This is a genomic window from Phenylobacterium sp. (assembly GCF_036263695.1).
Lineage (GTDB): Bacteria > Pseudomonadota > Alphaproteobacteria > Caulobacterales > Caulobacteraceae > Phenylobacterium.
The window spans coordinates 1-14,746 of record NZ_DATAGM010000030.1; the positions used below are offsets into that span (position 1 = coordinate 1).

The 14,746-nt window shown below is 70.7% G+C and carries 18 protein-coding genes; 10 read left to right on the plus strand and 8 right to left on the minus strand.

Annotated elements, in window-relative coordinates; all coding sequences use genetic code 11:
• The 3 genes from rfbB to rfbA form a co-directional block, all read left to right on the plus strand.
• On the plus strand, positions 1–935 hold a 935-nt coding region (gene rfbB, locus VHK87_RS01130; RefSeq protein WP_329633058.1), incomplete at its 5' end, for a dTDP-glucose 4,6-dehydratase.
• Complete coding sequence (gene rfbD / locus VHK87_RS01135; RefSeq protein ID WP_329633059.1) at positions 932–1,831, plus strand: dTDP-4-dehydrorhamnose reductase; 900 nt, start codon at positions 932–934, stop codon at positions 1,829–1,831. The genes rfbB and rfbD, both read left to right, overlap by 4 nt.
• Positions 1,828–2,721, plus strand: coding sequence for a glucose-1-phosphate thymidylyltransferase RfbA (gene rfbA / locus VHK87_RS01140; protein ID WP_329633060.1), 894 nt, complete (start codon positions 1,828–1,830; stop codon positions 2,719–2,721). The genes rfbD and rfbA overlap by 4 nt, the downstream gene beginning before the upstream one ends.
• Before the next feature lie 35 nt (positions 2,722–2,756).
• On the opposite strand, the gene VHK87_RS01145 is transcribed toward rfbA, so the two are convergent.
• From VHK87_RS01145 to ccmA, 6 genes are all read right to left on the minus strand, one after another.
• Positions 2,757–3,005 (minus strand): hypothetical protein, encoded by a 249-nt coding sequence (locus tag VHK87_RS01145; RefSeq protein ID WP_329633061.1) that lies wholly within the window; start codon positions 3,003–3,005, stop codon positions 2,757–2,759.
• Between the two features lie 62 nt (positions 3,006–3,067).
• Positions 3,068–3,586 (minus strand): DsbE family thiol:disulfide interchange protein, encoded by a 519-nt coding sequence (locus VHK87_RS01150; RefSeq protein WP_329633062.1) that lies wholly within the window; start codon positions 3,584–3,586, stop codon positions 3,068–3,070.
• Positions 3,583–3,735, minus strand: a complete 153-nt coding sequence (ccmD, locus tag VHK87_RS01155) for a heme exporter protein CcmD (RefSeq protein ID WP_329633063.1) — start codon at positions 3,733–3,735, stop codon at positions 3,583–3,585. The genes VHK87_RS01150 and ccmD overlap by 4 nt, the downstream gene beginning before the upstream one ends.
• Positions 3,736–3,740: 5 nt before the next feature.
• Positions 3,741–4,469, minus strand: a complete 729-nt coding sequence (gene ccmC / locus VHK87_RS01160; RefSeq protein ID WP_329633064.1) for a heme ABC transporter permease CcmC — start codon at positions 4,467–4,469, stop codon at positions 3,741–3,743.
• Between the two features lie 167 nt (positions 4,470–4,636).
• Positions 4,637–5,299 (minus strand): heme exporter protein CcmB, encoded by a 663-nt coding sequence (gene ccmB, locus VHK87_RS01165; RefSeq protein ID WP_329633065.1) that lies wholly within the window; start codon positions 5,297–5,299, stop codon positions 4,637–4,639.
• The gene (ccmA, locus tag VHK87_RS01170) at positions 5,296–5,898 is read right to left on the minus strand and encodes a heme ABC exporter ATP-binding protein CcmA (protein ID WP_329633066.1); all 603 of its coding nucleotides are present in this window, start codon (positions 5,896–5,898) and stop codon (positions 5,296–5,298) included. The genes ccmB and ccmA overlap by 4 nt, the downstream gene beginning before the upstream one ends.
• 208 nt (positions 5,899–6,106) lie before the next feature.
• Here ccmA and acnA point away from each other — a divergent pair, with 208 nt between their 5' ends.
• The 4 genes from acnA to VHK87_RS01190 all read left to right on the plus strand — a co-directional run bounded on the left by acnA (position 6,107) and on the right by VHK87_RS01190 (position 11,373).
• Complete coding sequence (gene acnA / locus VHK87_RS01175) at positions 6,107–8,794, plus strand: aconitate hydratase AcnA (protein ID WP_329633067.1); 2,688 nt, start codon at positions 6,107–6,109, stop codon at positions 8,792–8,794.
• 91 nt (positions 8,795–8,885) lie between these two features.
• Positions 8,886–9,581, plus strand: coding sequence for a DUF1223 domain-containing protein (locus VHK87_RS01180; protein WP_329633068.1), 696 nt, complete (start codon positions 8,886–8,888; stop codon positions 9,579–9,581).
• Positions 9,582–9,629: 48 nt separating this feature from the next.
• The gene (locus VHK87_RS01185) at positions 9,630–10,721 is read left to right on the plus strand and encodes a S1C family serine protease (protein WP_329633069.1); all 1,092 of its coding nucleotides are present in this window, start codon (positions 9,630–9,632) and stop codon (positions 10,719–10,721) included.
• A gap of 316 nt (positions 10,722–11,037) precedes the next feature.
• A complete protein-coding gene (locus VHK87_RS01190) occupies positions 11,038–11,373 on the plus strand; it encodes a DUF2794 domain-containing protein (RefSeq protein ID WP_329633070.1) in 336 nt (111 codons plus the stop codon).
• A gap of 140 nt (positions 11,374–11,513) precedes the next feature.
• On the opposite strand, the gene VHK87_RS01195 is transcribed toward VHK87_RS01190, so the two are convergent.
• Complete coding sequence (locus VHK87_RS01195; RefSeq protein WP_329633071.1) at positions 11,514–12,266, minus strand: Bax inhibitor-1/YccA family protein; 753 nt, start codon at positions 12,264–12,266, stop codon at positions 11,514–11,516.
• Positions 12,267–12,459: 193 nt separating this feature from the next.
• Here VHK87_RS01195 and VHK87_RS01200 point away from each other — a divergent pair, with 193 nt between their 5' ends.
• Together VHK87_RS01200 and thpR are read left to right on the plus strand one after the other, a co-directional pair.
• On the plus strand, positions 12,460–13,101 hold the full coding sequence (locus VHK87_RS01200; RefSeq protein ID WP_329633072.1) for an arylesterase: 642 nt from the start codon (positions 12,460–12,462) through the stop codon (positions 13,099–13,101).
• A 12-nt stretch (positions 13,102–13,113) separates the two neighbouring features.
• Positions 13,114–13,650 (plus strand): RNA 2',3'-cyclic phosphodiesterase, encoded by a 537-nt coding sequence (gene thpR / locus VHK87_RS01205; RefSeq protein WP_329633073.1) that lies wholly within the window; start codon positions 13,114–13,116, stop codon positions 13,648–13,650.
• A gap of 16 nt (positions 13,651–13,666) precedes the next feature.
• Here thpR and VHK87_RS01210 read toward each other — a convergent pair whose 3' ends face one another.
• On the minus strand, positions 13,667–14,050 hold the full coding sequence (locus VHK87_RS01210; protein ID WP_329633074.1) for a DUF2237 domain-containing protein: 384 nt from the start codon (positions 14,048–14,050) through the stop codon (positions 13,667–13,669).
• Positions 14,051–14,105: 55 nt separating this feature from the next.
• Between VHK87_RS01210 and VHK87_RS01215 the strand changes: the two genes are divergently transcribed.
• Positions 14,106–14,746 (plus strand): CoA ester lyase (locus VHK87_RS01215; RefSeq protein WP_329633075.1); only part of this gene is annotated, 641 nt, incomplete at its 3' end.

Consider the following 14,746-nt stretch of genomic DNA (forward strand, 5'->3'; position numbering starts at 1 on the left):
TGGCCAACGTCGCCGCCGTCGAGGGCAGCGGGGCCTACGCCTTCGAGCAGGCGGACATCGCCGACGCCGCCGCCCTGCGCGCCATCTTCGCCCGCCACCGGCCGGACGCGGTGATGCACCTGGCCGCCGAGACCCACAACGACCGAGCCATCGAGAACCCGCTCGACTTCGTCCGCGCCAACGTGATGGGCACCGCCGTGCTGCTGGAGGCCGCCCGCGCCCATTGGAACGGGCTGACCGGCGAGGCCAAGGACGCCTTCCGCTTCCACCACGTCTCCACCGACGAGGTGTTCGGCGAGCTCGGCGACGAGGGCGCCTTCACCGAGGAGACGCCGTACGATCCCAAGTCGCCCTATTCGGCCAGCAAGGCCGGCGCCGACCACCTGGTCCGCGCCTGGGGCCGGACCTACGGCATGCCCGTGGTGCTGACCAACTGCTCGAACAACTACGGCCCGTTCCAATTTCCCGAGAAGCTGATCCCGACGGTGATCTCCCGGGCGATGGAGGGGCGCGAGATCCCGGTCTACGGCCAGGGCCTGCAGTCCCGCGACTGGCTGCACGTGGAGGACCACGCCGAGGCTCTGCTGACTGTCCTGGGCAAGGGCCGGCTCGGCGAGACCTACGCCATCGGCGGCAACGCGTGCGTGCGCAACATCGAGGTGGTGAAGCTGCTCTGCGCCTACCTCGACAAGCACGCGCCAGGGAACCGGCCGCACGCTGAGAAGATCGCCTACGTCGCCGACCGGCCGGGCCACGACTACCGGTACGCGATCGACGCCTCGAAGATCATGGGCGAACTCGGCTGGGCGCCGCGCCACAGCCTCGAGGCGGGCCTGGAGGAGACGGTCCGCTGGTACGTGGACAACTGGGACTGGGTGCAGGCGATCCGCGACCGCGGCTTCACCTCAGAGCGCCTGGGCCTTCTGCGGGCATGAGCCTGAAGATCCTGCAGTTCGGCGCCACCGGGCAGCTGTCGCGCGAGGTCCTGGCCCGCGCCGGCGGCGAGGTGGAGGTGATCGCCCTCTCCCGCGCCGAGGTCGACCTGGTCGACGCCGACGCGGTGGCCCGCGCCATCGGCGAGGCGGGCGACATCGACCTCGTCCTCAATGCCGCCGCCTACACCGCCGTCGACAGGGCGGAGAGCGAGCCGGACCTGGCCTACGCCATCAATGGCCGCGCGCCGGCGGCGATGGCGAGGGCCTGCAGGGCGCGCAACACCCCGCTCGTCCACATCTCCACCGACATGGTGTTCTCCGGCGCCAAGGCGGGCGCCTATGTCGAGACGGATCCGGTGGGTCCGCTGATGGTCTACGGCGCCTCCAAGCTGGCCGGAGAGGATGCGGTGCTGCAGCTGCACGACCGTTCGCTGGTCATCCGCGTCTCCTGGCTGTTCTCCGCCTTCGGGCAGAACTTCCTGCAGCTGATGTTGCGGCTCGCCGCCAGCCAGCCGGTGCTGAAGGTGGTGGACGACCAGCGCGCCCGGCCGACCGCCAGCGCCGACGTCGCCGCCTTCGTGCTGGCCCAGGCCCGGCGCCTCGCCGCCGCGCCGGGCGGCGCGCGCGAATGGGGACTGCTGCACTTCGCCAACCAGGGCGTGGCCACGCGCGTGGAGATGGCCAGAGCGATCTTCGAGCTGGCCTGGCCCGGCCGGCCGGCGCCGCCCATGGAGCCGGTCCCGACCAGCGCGCTCAACCTGCCCGCCCGCCGGGCCCTCAACGCCGAGCTCGACTGCAGGCGGCTCGCCGAAGTGTTCGGCGTGACGCCCCGCCACTGGCGCGAACCGCTGGCCGAGGCGGTGGCGGCCCTGCCGGCCACGCGGGACGCGGCATGAGGCGCGGCATCGTCCTGGCCGGAGGCTCCGGCACCCGGCTGCACCCGCTGACCCTCGCCGTCTCCAAGCAGCTGCTGCCGGTCTACGACAAGCCGATGGTCTACTATCCGATCTCGGTGCTGATGCTGGCGGGCGTGCGCGAGATGCTGATCATCACCACGCCCGAGGACCAGGCCGGCTTCAAACGCCTGCTCGGCGACGGCTCGCACCTGGGCGTGAAGTTCGAATACGTGGTCCAGCCGACGCCCGGAGGCCTGGCGGAAGCCTACATCCTGGGCGAACAGTTCATCGCCGGCGAGCCGAGCGTGATGATCCTCGGCGACAACATCTTCTTCGGACAGAACTTCGGGCAGATGCTGCGCTCGGCCGCCGCCCGCGAGCAGGGCGCGACGGTGTTCGCCTACCCGGTGCACGACCCGGAACGCTACGGCGTGGTCGAGCTCGGCACCGGCGGGCGCGCGGTCAGCATCGAGGAGAAGCCGGCCAGGCCGAAGTCCAACTACGCGGTCACCGGCCTCTACTTCTACGACGGCCGGGCCAGTCAGTTCGCCCACACCCTGACCCGCTCGGCCCGCGGCGAGCTGGAGATCACCGCCCTCAACCAGATCTACCTGGACGCCGGCGAGCTGCACGTGGAGCTGCTGGGCCGCGGCTTCGCCTGGGAGGACGCCGGCACCCATGACAGCCTGATCCAGGCCGGCGAGCTGATCCGGACCTTCGAGCAGCGCCAGGGCCTGCGCATCGGTTGCCTGGAGGAGATCGCCTTCTACAACCGCTGGATCAACCGCGACCAACTCCGCGCCCTCGGCGAGGCCATGGCCAAGAGCGAATACGGCCGCTACCTCCTGGAACTGGCCGACGATCCCGCGCTGGAAGCGCCGGCGGAGTGATCCGCCTTCCTCTCCCTCATGGGGGGAGGAAGGGGTCAGACCTTGATGTCGAGGAGGGAGCCGGGGCGCAGGATCTTGCGCGGGGGCTCGGCCGGCGCAGCGGGCGCGGCGACGGCGGCGGGCTGGACGGGCGCGGGCCTGACCGGCGCGGTCGGCGCCTGGGCCGCGGCGGCCTTGCCGAGCGCCGCCTCGAAGAACGCCCGCTGAGCCGCGGTGCGCGCCTGGCTGGCGGGGGCGCTCCCCGGCTGGGGCGCGTGCGGAACGGGCGGACGGACGGCTGTCACGGGCGGGGCGCTATGGTTAACAGGACCTTCTCGGACCCTGCCCGCGCCCGCTTGCCGAAAGGTTAACGGCCGGTCTTGGCGATCAGCCGGGCGGCGTCCGCGTCGGTCAGCGGGCCGGTGTGCTTGTCGAGGATCATGCCGTCGGCGCCGATCAGATAGGTCTCCGGCACGCCGGTGACGCCGAACTCGATCCCGGCCCGCCCGTCCCGGTCCACCAGCTTGGCCGAGAACGGGTCCCCCAGCCGGGTCAGGAAGGCCTGGGTGTTCTCCGGGGCATCCTTGTAGGCGATGCCGATCACCCTCACCTGGCGGCGCTGCAGGTCCATCAGCACCGGGTGCTCGATCTCGCAGGGGGCGCACCAGGAGGCGAAGAAGTTGACCAGCACAGGCCCGCCCTTCAGCGCCTCGCGCACCCTCACCTCCCGCCCGTCTTCGAGGCTCGCCAGCACCACGTCGGGCACGGGCTTGCCGACCAGGGCCTTGGGCTGGACCTCCGGGTTGCGGTTCAGCGCATAGAGGCCGAACAGCAGCCCGAGCGCCACCAGCGCGACTAGCGGCAGGGCGGCGAGCCAGCGGTTCAAGGGGTCTGCTCCTTGCGCTGCTCCGCCCGGCGGCGCCAGCGGCGCGCCTGGGCGAGGCTGGAGACCACCATCCAGGCGAACACCGCCGCGGTCACGGCGAAGGCCGGCCAGACGTAGGGCGCGTACTTTCCAGCGTCGAAGTCGGGCATCCGCCTTACGCCCGCGCCGCCCGCAGGGCCGCAGCCTCGGCCCGCCGGCGCCACACCTCGGCGCGGATCCGCACCAGCCACAGGGAGCCGAACGCCGCAAGATAGGCCAGCGCCATCAGGATGATCGGCACCCAGAACACCGGCGGCATGGCCGGCCCGCCCTCGCGGAACACCGATGCGCCCTGGTGCAGCGAATTCCACCATTCCACCGAGTAGTGGATGATCGGCAGGTTGATCAGCCCGGCCAGCGCCAGGATCGCCGCGGCCCGCGCGCCCTTGGCCTCATCGTCGATCGACGAGCGCAGGGCCATGTAGGCCAGGTAGAGCAGGAACAGCACCAGCACCGAGGTCAGCCGGGCGTCCCACACCCACCAGGTCCCCCACATCGGCTTGCCCCACAGGGCGCCGGTGACCAGGGTCACCAGGGTGAAGGCCGCGCCCAGCGGGGCGGCGGAGCGGGCGGCGGCGTCCGCCAGGGCGTGACGGAAAATCAGGGACAGGAAGCTGGCCACGCCCAGGCAGGCGTAGACGAACATGCTCATCCAGGCCGCCGGCACGTGGATGAACATGATCCGCACCGTGTCGCCCTGCTGGTAGTCCTCGGGCGCGGTGAAGGCGAGCCACAGACCGGCCGCGGCCAGCGCCACGGCGATCGCCCCGAACAGCGGCGCGGCCCAGCGCGAGAAGGCCATGAACCTCTCGGGATTGGACAGGAAGGCCGGCGCCGGGATCATGCCGCGGGCTTAGACCCCGGCGCCTTTTGCGGCAAGCGTCAGCCGGCCGCGGGACCGCCGTGGCCGCCTATGCCCGCCCGGCCCGCATCCGCCGTGCTTTCCGCGCCCGCCGCGCTACTGGGCCATGGGGTCGAACGCCTTCTGCTGGGACGCCGCGCTACGGCGCGTTATGACAGGGCATTGCGGCAGGCGGCCGCCATCGCCAGCGGCCCCAGCGCCACGGCGCCGGCCGCATAGGCGCACATCAGCGCAAAGCCGCCGCGCCACGGGAGGCCGCCGCCGAACGCCTCCAGCGCTCCGCCGCCGAAGATCACCGGCGGCACGAACAGCGGCAGGACGATCACCGCGGTGAGCAGGCCCCCACGGCGCGCTCCGAGGCTGAGGGTTGCACCGACCCCGCCGACGAAGGCGAAGGCCAGGCCGCCGGTTAGGGCGCAGGCCAGGATCAGCCCGCTCAGCCGCGGGTCCGCGCCCAGGGCGATGGAGAACACCGGAGCGGCCAGCGCCAGCGGCACGCCGGCGGCGATCCACTGGCCCAGGCATTTCACGGCGCAGGCCAGTTCCAGCGGTGGACGGCCGAGCACCAGCAGGTCCAGCGCCCCGTCCTCGTAGTCCCGCTCGAACAGGCGCTCGAGTGAGAGCAGGCTGGCCAGCGCCAGCGCCACCCAGGCGGCGCCGACTGCGACGGCGCCCAGCCGCTCGGCGTCGGGGCCGATTGATAGGGGCAGCAGGGTCGCCGCCCCCGCGTAGAAGCCGACGGCGACCAGCGGTCCTCCGCCCCGCCCCCAGGCCAGGGAGATTTCGCGCCGGAACAGGGCCGAAAGGCTCACGCCGGGATCTCCAGCGTGCGGCTGGCGCCCGGCAGCGGATCGTGCACCGCGGCCAGGATCAGGCCCCCGCCGGCCAGGTGCTCGGCCATCAGTTCGGCGAACCTGGAACGCCATTCCGCATCCAGCGGACTGAGCGGCTCGTCGAGCAGCCACAGCGGCCGGGGGGCGGCCAGCAGCCTCGCCAGCGCCACCCTGCGCCGCTGGCCGGCCGACAGGCGGCGCACCTCCAGCTCCAGCAGCGGCTTCAGCGACAGCCGCTCGGCGGCGGCCTGCATCAGGGCCTCCGACCCGCCCATCCAGCGGCTCCAGAAGGCCAGTTCCTCGGCGCCCGTGCGAGCGGGCTTGAGCCCATCCTGGTGGCCCAACAGGTGGACGCCGTCCGCTCTGGCGTCACGCGGGTCGACGTCGCCGAAGCCGATCCGCCCGGCGTCCGGCCGCACCAGCCCGGCGACCGCCCGCAACAGGCTGGTCTTGCCCGACCCGTTGCGCCCGACCAGCGCCACCGCCTCGCCCGCCGACAGCGTCAGGCCAAGGCCGCTGAACAGCAGCCGCTCGCCGCGCCGCACCGCGAGGTCCTCGACGGTCAGGGTGTCGATCATGTGCGCGCGGCCGCCTGTGCGCCGCAGGGGGAGGCGCAGGCTTCGGCATCCGCCGCATGGACGCGCTCGACGCCCGGGTCTATGAAGCGCGCGGCCGTGGCGCCCCCTAAGGGCCAACGCCGCGCAGATGCGAACGCTGTGTGTCCGCTTCTAGCGCGCGATCCTTTTGCGGGTGCGTGGACGGCCGGGGACAGAGAAAGGATTCCTAATGGCGTCGACCGACAGCCTGAACACCCGCCGCGAACTCGTGGTGGGCGATAAGACCTATGTCTACTACAGCCTGCGCGCTGCGGAAGAGGCCGGCCTCGCCGGCATCTCCAATCTGCCTATGTCGATGAAGGTTCTCCTCGAGAACCTGCTGCGTAACGAGGACGGCCTCACCGTCTCCTCCGAAGACCTGAAAGCGGTCGCCGCCTGGCTGGAGAACAAGGGGGCGGTCGAGCACGAGATCAGCTTCCGGCCGGCCCGCGTGCTGATGCAGGACTTCACCGGCGTGCCGGCCGTCGTGGACCTCGCCGCGATGCGCGACGCCATGACCCAGCTGGGCGCCAACCCCGAGAAGATCAATCCGCTGAGCCCGGTGGACCTGGTCATCGACCACTCGGTGATGGTCGACAACTTCGGTACGCCCAAGTCGTTCGATGAGAACGTGAAGCGCGAGTACGAGCGCAACATGGAGCGCTACCGCTTCCTGCGCTGGGGCTCCTCGGCCTTCAACAACTTCCGCGTCGTGCCCCCCGGCACCGGCATCTGCCACCAGGTGAACCTGGAATACCTGGCCCAGACCGTCTGGACCGGGGAAGTGGACGGCCAGGTCCTCGCCTATCCGGACACCGTGGTCGGCACCGACAGCCACACCACCATGGTCAACGGCCTGGCGGTGCTGGGCTGGGGCGTCGGTGGCATCGAGGCCGAGGCGGCCATGCTGGGCCAGCCGATCCCGATGCTGATCCCGGAAGTCATCGGCTTCCGCCTGGACGGCGCCATGCCGCAGGGCGCGACCGCCACCGACCTGGTGCTGACCGTCACCCAGATGCTCCGCAAGAAGGGCGTGGTCGGCAAGTTCGTCGAATTCTACGGCCCCGGCCTGGCCAACCTGACCCTCGAGGATCAGGCGACCATCGCCAACATGGCCCCCGAGTACGGCGCCACCTGCGGCTTCTTCCCGATCACCAAGGCGACCATCGACTACCTGGCCGCCACGGGCCGCGCGCCCGAGCGCGTCGCCCTGGTCGAGGCCTACGCGAAGGCGCAGGGCCTGTGGCGCGACCCGACCGATCCGGATCCGGTGTTCTCCGACACCCTGCAGCTCGACCTGACCGACCTGCGCCCCTCGCTGGCCGGTCCGAAGCGGCCGCAGGACCGGGTGGTGCTGACCGACGCCGCGTCCGAATTCCGCACCGCGCTGACCGGCGAGTTCAACAAGCCGGACTACACCGAGCGCTTCCCGGTCGCCGGTGAGAACTTCGACCTGGGCAACGGCGACGTGGTGATCGCCGCCATCACCTCCTGCACCAACACCTCCAATCCCAGCGTGCTCATCGCCGCCGGGCTGGTGGCCAAGAAGGCCGTCGAGAAGGGCCTGCAGGTGAAGCCCTGGGTGAAGACCTCGCTGGCCCCCGGCTCCCAGGTGGTCACCGACTATCTGAAGGCCGCTGGCCTGACCAAGCACCTGGACGCCCTTGGCTTCAACCTGGTGGGCTACGGCTGCACGACCTGCATCGGCAACTCGGGCCCGCTGCCCGACGCGATCAGCGAGACGGTCCAGAAGAACGACCTGGTGGCGGTCTCCGTGCTTTCGGGCAACCGCAACTTCGAAGGCCGGGTGAACCCGGACGTGCGCGCCAACTACCTGGCCAGCCCGCCGCTGGTGGTCGCCTATGCGCTGGCCGGCACGATGCTGAAGGACATGGACTCCGAGCCGCTCGGCGAGGGCAAGGACGGCCAGCCGGTCTACCTGAAGGACATCTGGCCGACCAACGAAGAGATCGCCACGCTGCAGCGCAAGCACGTCACCGGCAAGATGTTCGCCACCCGCTACGGCGACGTCTTCAAGGGCGACAAGAACTGGCAGGGCATCAAGGTGGCCGGCGGCCAGACCTACGCCTGGGACATGGGCTCCACCTATGTGCAGAACCCGCCCTACTTCCAGAACATGAAGATGGAGCCGGAGGCGGTCGTCGACATCGTCGAGGCCCGCGTGCTGGGCGTGTTCGGCGACTCGATCACCACCGACCACATCAGCCCGGCCGGCTCGATCAAGGCCAGCGGTCCGGCCGGCGAGTACCTGCGCATGCACCAGGTTCCGCAGTCGGAGTTCAACTCCTACGGCGCCCGCCGCGGCAACCACGAGGTGATGATGCGGGGCACCTTCGCCAACATCCGCATCCGCAACAAGATCACCCCGGAGATCGAAGGCGGGGTGACCAAGCACTTCCCGTCCGGCGAGGTGATGTCGATCTACGACGCGGCCATGCGCTACCAGGCCGAAGGCCGGCCGCTGGTGGTGTTCGCGGGCAAGGAATACGGCACCGGCTCCTCGCGCGACTGGGCGGCCAAGGGCACCAAGCTGCTGGGCGTGCGGGCGGTGATCGCCGAGAGCTTCGAGCGCATCCACCGCTCGAACCTGGTCGGCATGGGCGTGCTGCCGCTGCAGTTCCTGCACGAGGGCTGGCACAAGCTCGGCCTGACCGGCGAGGAGATCGTCACCATCCGCGGCCTGCAGGACCTGTCGCCCCGCAAGCAGCTGACGATCGAGATGTACCGCGCCTCCGATGGCCGCATCGCCCGCTTCCCGGTTCGCTGCCGCATCGATACGCCGACCGAGCTCGAGTACTTCAAGAACGGCGGCGTTCTGAACTACGTGCTGCGCAACCTGGCGCGGCAGGCGGCCTAAGTGGCGGCCGGCCCCTTGCCCGCAGTGCAGGGGGCCGGTCACACCTTGTTGAGATACCAAGCGGGCGCTCTTCCGCTTAATTGCCGCGCACATGCGTAAAGCTGCGCTTATTTCCCTGCTCTGGCTGGCCCTTCCCGCCCTCGCCTGGGCCGCCAAGCCGCCGGTCGTGGTCGAGCTGTTCACCGCCCAGGGCTGTCAGGCCTGCGGGACCGCCAACGACTTCGTCGGCGACCTCGCCGCGCGCAAGGGCGTCCTGCCTCTCACCTATTCGGTCGACTACTGGGACTACACCGGCTGGAGCGACACCTTCGCCAAGGCGGAGTTCGCAGAGCGCCAACGCGCCTATGTGGACCGCCTGGAGTTGGACGAGCCCTACACCCCGCAGGTGGTGGTGGACGGGCGCAAGCAGGCGCCGGGCGTGCAGACCGAGCGGGTGGAGAGCCTGATCGCCGAGGCGGCGCGGTCGCCCCGCGATCCGCCCGACGTCAAGTTCATTGGCGAGCGCCGGGTGGACGTCGGCTCCGGTCGCCCGCCCAGGGGCGGCGCCGAGGTCTGGCTGGTGCGCTACGACCCGCGCGAGCAGCTGGTGGAGGTCAAGGCCGGCGACAACCGCGGCAAGAAGGTCAGCCACCGCAACGTGGTGCGCGAGATCGTCCGGCTGGGCGTGTGGCGCGGCCGGCCCACGGCCTACCGGATCCGGACGCGGGCCGAAGAGGGGCTGAAGACGGTGCTGCTGGTCCAGGGCGCCAAGGGCGGCCGCATCCTGGCGGCGGCCGAAAAGCCTTGAGGCCCACCGCTCGGCGTTCAGTCAGGGGGCGAACCTGAGGATGGCGAGATGAAGCGATCGGGCGGGGCCCTGATGGGCCTTCTGGTGCTGGCGGCGTGCGAACGGCCCGCGCAGACGCAGCTGCCGCAGGCCGACGCGCCAAGCAACGCGACCAACGCGCCGGCCCTGGCGCCGGCCTCCTTTCCCGAGGTCTACGAGCGCGTCTCCCCGGCGGTCGTTTCGATCTACGCCGTGGCCGTGGAGACCCCGCCGGCGGTGATCTACGACACTCCCTTCGGCCGGGTGCTGGAGCGCCGGCCGCCGGTGCGCTCGATGTCGTCGGGCTCGGGCTTCTTCATCTCCGCCGAGGGCCACATCGTCACCAACGACCACGTGGTGGGCGAGGCCCAGGACGTCGTCGTGGTGACCACCGACGAGCGCAAGCTGCGGGCGCGGGTCGTCGGCCGCGACCCGGCGACTGATCTGGCCGTGCTGAAGGCGGAGGGCCGCGACTTCCCGTTCGTCAGCTTCTCGCGCGCCGCCAACCCGCGGGTCGGCGAGGCGGTGATCGCCATCGGCAATCCGTTCGGCCTGGGCACCACCGCCACCAGCGGCATCGTCTCGGCCTACGGGCGCAACATCGGCTCGGCCTATGTGGACTTCGTGCAGCTGGACGCGCCGATCAACCAGGGCAACTCCGGCGGGCCGACCTTCAACGCCCGGGGCGAGGTGGTGGGGGTGAACAGCGCCATCTTCTCGCCGACCGGCGCCAACGTCGGCATCGGGTTCGCTATCCCCGCCGCCCTGGCCCGTCAGGTGACCGAGCAGCTGATCCGCACCGGCCGTGTGGAGCGCGGCTTCATCGGCGCCGGCATCGGCGACCTCAATCCGGCCCAGGCCCAGGCGCTGGGGGCGCCCGACGGCGGGGCGGTGATCGCCAGCCTGGTCCCTGGCGGGCCGGCGGCCAACGCAGGCCTTCGGCCCGGCGACGTGGTCGTGCAGGTGGATGGGGAGACGGTGAACGAGGCCGCCGACGTGATCCGCCGGGTGAGCGGCTCCGAAGCCGGCGCCCGCCTGCAGCTGCGGGTTATTCGGGCCGGTCGCCCCGTGGAGGTCACCGTCGCCCCCGAGCGCCGCGCCGCGTCCCCGCAGGTGCGCTGAGCGTCGAACGCTGCCCCAAACAGCAAGCCGCCCGGCGATTCGGGCGCCGGGCGGCTCTGGGAGGGGATTCTTATTCAGTATCGGTTGATCGAAGCCCGCGATCCAGGGGGGCTGGGGGGGCTGTTCAGGATCCGGGACCAGCAAGGTTCCGACCAACCGATGGTCACCTTATCGGGGGGCAACCGGGCGCGGACTGGACCGAAATAAGGTCTTTTCTTGGCGGGTGGCGCCGGTTGTTCTCGTCCCCGTTCCACACCACGTCCCTGTTTGCAGCCCGGCCCTTTTCAGGCAAGCTCCCGATGAGGCTAAGGTTTTTATGGCGTTTGACCCACCCATAGCGGCCCGCGGCGGCCGGCACGTCTTCTTCGACCGCCGCGAACTGGACCGCATCCTGAGGCTCTACGGCCGAATGGTCGCCGCCGGCGAGTGGCGCGACTACGCCATCGGCGGCGGGGCCGAAGCGGCCGTCTTCTCGGTCTTCCGCAGAGCCTCAGAGGCCCCGGTCTACCGCATCGAGAAACGCCCGGCGCTGGCCCGCCGGCAGGGCCAGTGGGCGGTGATGGGCGAAGGCGGCATGGTCCTGCGCCGCGGCCACGAGCTCGACCAGGTGCTCCGCTTCTTCGACAAGGGGCGGTTCAAGGTGGTCGAGTAGCGGGGGGCCTTCTCCCGCTCATCCCGCGAAGGCGGGGCCCAGACAAGCGTGGATCCCGACCTTCGCGGCGATGAGCGGACAATGAAAAGCCCCGGCGGATCGCTCCGCCGGGGCTTCGGACTTACGTCCTGGCGTCAGGTCTAGCGGCGGTCGCCGAAGATGCTGAGCAGGAATTGGAAGAGGTTGATGAAGTTGATGTAGAGGCTGAGCGCGCCGTAGCTGGTCGCCACGCCCATCGCCTCATGATCGCCGGCCAGCTGGTAGTAGGTCATCTTCAGCCGCTGGGTGTCGAAGGCGATCAGGCCCGCGAAGATGAACACGCCCACCAGGCTGATGATGAAGGCCATCACGCTGTTTTGCAGGAAGATGTTCACCACCGAGGCGATGATCAGGCCGAACAGACCGACGATCAGGAAGCTGCCGAAGCCGGTCAGGTCCTTCTTGGTCGTGTAGCCGAAGAGGCTCAGCGCGCCGAAGGCGGTCGCGGTGATCAGAAAGGTCGAAACCAGCGAGGTGCCGGTGTAAACCAGGCCCAGCACGCCGAGCGAGGCGCCCATCAGGGACACGATCACCCAGTAGAGCAGGCTGGTCGACTTGGCGGTCGGGTTGCGCATGGCGAAGCCCGACACCAGCAGCAGCACCAGCGGCGAGAACACCACCACCATGCCCGGCAGGGTGTAGCCGGCGAAACGGCCGTCCGCAGTGACCTGGAACAGCATGTCGCGCACGGGCGCCACGGAGCTGGTCACGTAGGCCAGGGCGCCGGAGAGGACGAGGCCCAGCGCCACTTTGTTGTAGACGCCGAGCATGAAGCTGCGCAGTCCCGCGTCCACCGACATGTCGGCCCGGTCCGCAGGGACCGTGCGCGCGTAGCCGCGGTTGAAGTCGCTCATGAGAGGCTTAGCCCTTTTGTTCAGTTCGTCCGGATTGGACACGTCCACAATATCGTGGTCCGGCCCGTTACAGGCAAGGCCTTGCGGATAAAGCCTGCGTCAGTGGCCGGTTCCTTTGAGCAGCAGCAGAGTAGCTGCAATCGTTAAGAACAAGTCATTGGAAACGCGCCGCCAATTCCTACATCCGACGGCGATGCACTCCAAAGACGTCACCGCACTGTCCCGGCGCGCGCTGATCGCGGCCGGGCTCGCCGCCCTGGCCGGCCCGGCCCTCGGCGCGCCCGCCCGGCGGGTCGCCCTGCTGGGTGATTCGATCGCCTCCGGATACGGGCTTCCGGCCAGCCAGGCGTTGCCGGCCCGGCTGCAGGCCGAACTCGCCCGGATGGGCGTGCCGGCCAAGGTGATCGGCGCCGGCCGCTCTGGCGACACCACCGCCGGCGGCGCCGCCCGCGTCGACCGCGCCGTGCCGAAGGACGTCGAGCTCTGCGTCGTGGCGCTCGGCGGCAATGACCTGCTCACCGGGACAGACCCGTCGCAGGTGCAGGCCAACCTCGACCGGATCGTGCGCCGGCTGAAGGCCCGCGGGGTTAAGGTGGTGCTGGCCGGCGTGCAGGTCCCGCCGATCCTCGGCGGCGGCTACGCGCGAGCCTTCAACGGCGCCTTCGCCAAGGTGGCCAAGGCCCACGGCGTGCTGTTCCTGCCGGACATGCTGTCCGGGATCTCGCTGAACCCCAACCTCAACCAGCCGGACGGCATCCACCCGAACGCGCAAGGGGTGGCGGTGATCGCCCGCCGGCTCGCGCCGCTGGTGGCGCGGGGGCTGTCGGCGCGGTAAGCCTGAACCCTGATGGTTCGCCTGTTCGCCGCAGTGGCGATCCCGCCCACGATCGCCGAGGGCCTCGTCCGCCGCCAGACCGGTCTCGACGGGGCGCGCTGGCGCCCGCCCGAAGCCCTGCATATCACCCTGCGCTTCTTCGGCGAGGTGAAGGAGGACGTCGCCGACGACCTGGACGGCGAGCTCGCCCGCACCGTCGGCGCCCCCATGGACCTGCAGCTTCAGGGCGCTGGCGCGTTCGGCGACGGCGCCGAGGTCCACGCCATCTGGGCCGGCGTGGCCGACAACCCCGCCCTGAGACAGCTCGCCGGCCGCTGCGAGCAGGCCGCCCGGCGGGCGGGCCTGAAGGCCGAGAAGCGCAGCTACCGCCCGCACGTCACCCTCGCCTACCTGCGGCGCGCCGACCCGGCCAAGGCGGCCCAATGGATCCAGGCCAACAACCTCCTCCAGTCGCCCCCCTTCCACGTGGACCGCTTCGGCCTCTATTCCAGCCGCCTGTCGCCGCAGGGCTCGAGCTACACGCTCGAGCGTGAGTATGGGTTGAGGTGAGGGAGAGGGGCTGGGACTAAGCCTCCACCGCGTGGTCCTTGAGGATGCCGAGCGGCACGATGGCGAGCGTCTCCTCGTGGGTGGCCTCCAGCACCACCTTGGGCGCGGCGCCGGCGTCGAGCGCTTCCTTCCAGCGCGGGGCGCAGAGGCACCAGCGGTCGCCGGGCTTCAGGCCCTCGAACATCAGGTCCGGGCGGGGCGTGGAGAGATCGTTGCCCGCCGCCTTGGAGTAGGCCAGGAAGTCGGCGGTCATCACCGCGCAGACCGTGTGCAGGCCCAGATCCTCCGGGCCTGTCTCGCAACAGCCGTTGCGGAAGAAGCCGGTCATCGGCTCGGTCGAGCAGCTCGTCAGCTCGCCGCCGAGCACGTTGCGGGCGCCGGGATCGTAGCGGGTGGTCATGAGGACATTGTAGCCGCTAAGACGGACCCTTAGCCATCACAGGGACCCCGCGAAGATGACGCACGCCAGGCCCCGCCGCAGCGCGCTCTACATGCCGGCCGCCAACGCCCGCGCCCTCGAGAAGGCGCGCGAGCTGCCCTGCGACGTGGTCATCCTCGACCTGGAGGACGCCGTCGCGCCCGACGCCAAGGCGGCCGCCCGGACCCAGGCGGTCGAGGCGGTGCGCGCCGGCGGCTTCGGCGACCGGGAGGTGGTGATCCGGATCAACGGCCTGGACACCCCCTGGGGCCAGGACGACCTGGCCGCCGCGGCCGCCGCCCGGCCGGACGCGGTGCTGGCGCCCAAGGTCTCCACGCCCGGCGACATCGCCGCCTACGCGATCGGGCTGGACGGCGCTTGCCCGCTCTGGATCATGATCGAGACCTGCCAGGCGCTGTTCCGGCTCGACGACCTGGGCGCCGCTGCGGGCCGGGGCGCGGCCGTGGCCGCTTGGGTGATCGGAACCAACGACCTGGCCAAGGAGATGCGCTGCCGGCTCGACGCCGAGCGCGCGCCCCTGCTGGGCCCGCTGTCGCTGGCGGTCGCCGCCGCCCGGGCCCACGGGGTGGTGGTGCTCGACGGGGTGTTCAACGGCATCGACGACGACGCAGGCCTGGAGCGGCAGTGCGCCCAGGGCGCGGCCTTCGGCTTCGACGG

What these genes read in the sequence shown, in the direction of transcription:
- rfbD (WP_329633059.1), top strand. Translation starts at nt 932, where the DNA reads ATGAGCCTGAAGATCCTGCAGTTCGGCGCCACCGGGCAGCTGTCGCGC.
- rfbA (WP_329633060.1), top strand. Translation starts at nt 1,828, where the DNA reads ATGAGGCGCGGCATCGTCCTGGCCGGAGGCTCCGGCACCCGGCTGCAC.
- ccmD (WP_329633063.1), bottom strand. Translation starts at nt 3,735, where the DNA reads ATGCCCGACTTCGACGCTGGAAAGTACGCGCCCTACGTCTGGCCGGCC.
- ccmC (WP_329633064.1), bottom strand. Translation starts at nt 4,469, where the DNA reads ATGATCCCGGCGCCGGCCTTCCTGTCCAATCCCGAGAGGTTCATGGCC.
- ccmA (WP_329633066.1), bottom strand. Translation starts at nt 5,898, where the DNA reads ATGATCGACACCCTGACCGTCGAGGACCTCGCGGTGCGGCGCGGCGAG.
- acnA (WP_329633067.1), top strand. Translation starts at nt 6,107, where the DNA reads ATGGCGTCGACCGACAGCCTGAACACCCGCCGCGAACTCGTGGTGGGC.
- VHK87_RS01180 (WP_329633068.1), top strand. Translation starts at nt 8,886, where the DNA reads ATGCGTAAAGCTGCGCTTATTTCCCTGCTCTGGCTGGCCCTTCCCGCC.
- VHK87_RS01185 (WP_329633069.1), top strand. Translation starts at nt 9,630, where the DNA reads ATGAAGCGATCGGGCGGGGCCCTGATGGGCCTTCTGGTGCTGGCGGCG.
- VHK87_RS01190 (WP_329633070.1), top strand. Translation starts at nt 11,038, where the DNA reads ATGGCGTTTGACCCACCCATAGCGGCCCGCGGCGGCCGGCACGTCTTC.
- VHK87_RS01195 (WP_329633071.1), bottom strand. Translation starts at nt 12,266, where the DNA reads ATGAGCGACTTCAACCGCGGCTACGCGCGCACGGTCCCTGCGGACCGG.
- VHK87_RS01200 (WP_329633072.1), top strand. Translation starts at nt 12,460, where the DNA reads ATGCACTCCAAAGACGTCACCGCACTGTCCCGGCGCGCGCTGATCGCG.
- thpR (WP_329633073.1), top strand. Translation starts at nt 13,114, where the DNA reads ATGGTTCGCCTGTTCGCCGCAGTGGCGATCCCGCCCACGATCGCCGAG.
- VHK87_RS01210 (WP_329633074.1), bottom strand. Translation starts at nt 14,050, where the DNA reads ATGACCACCCGCTACGATCCCGGCGCCCGCAACGTGCTCGGCGGCGAG.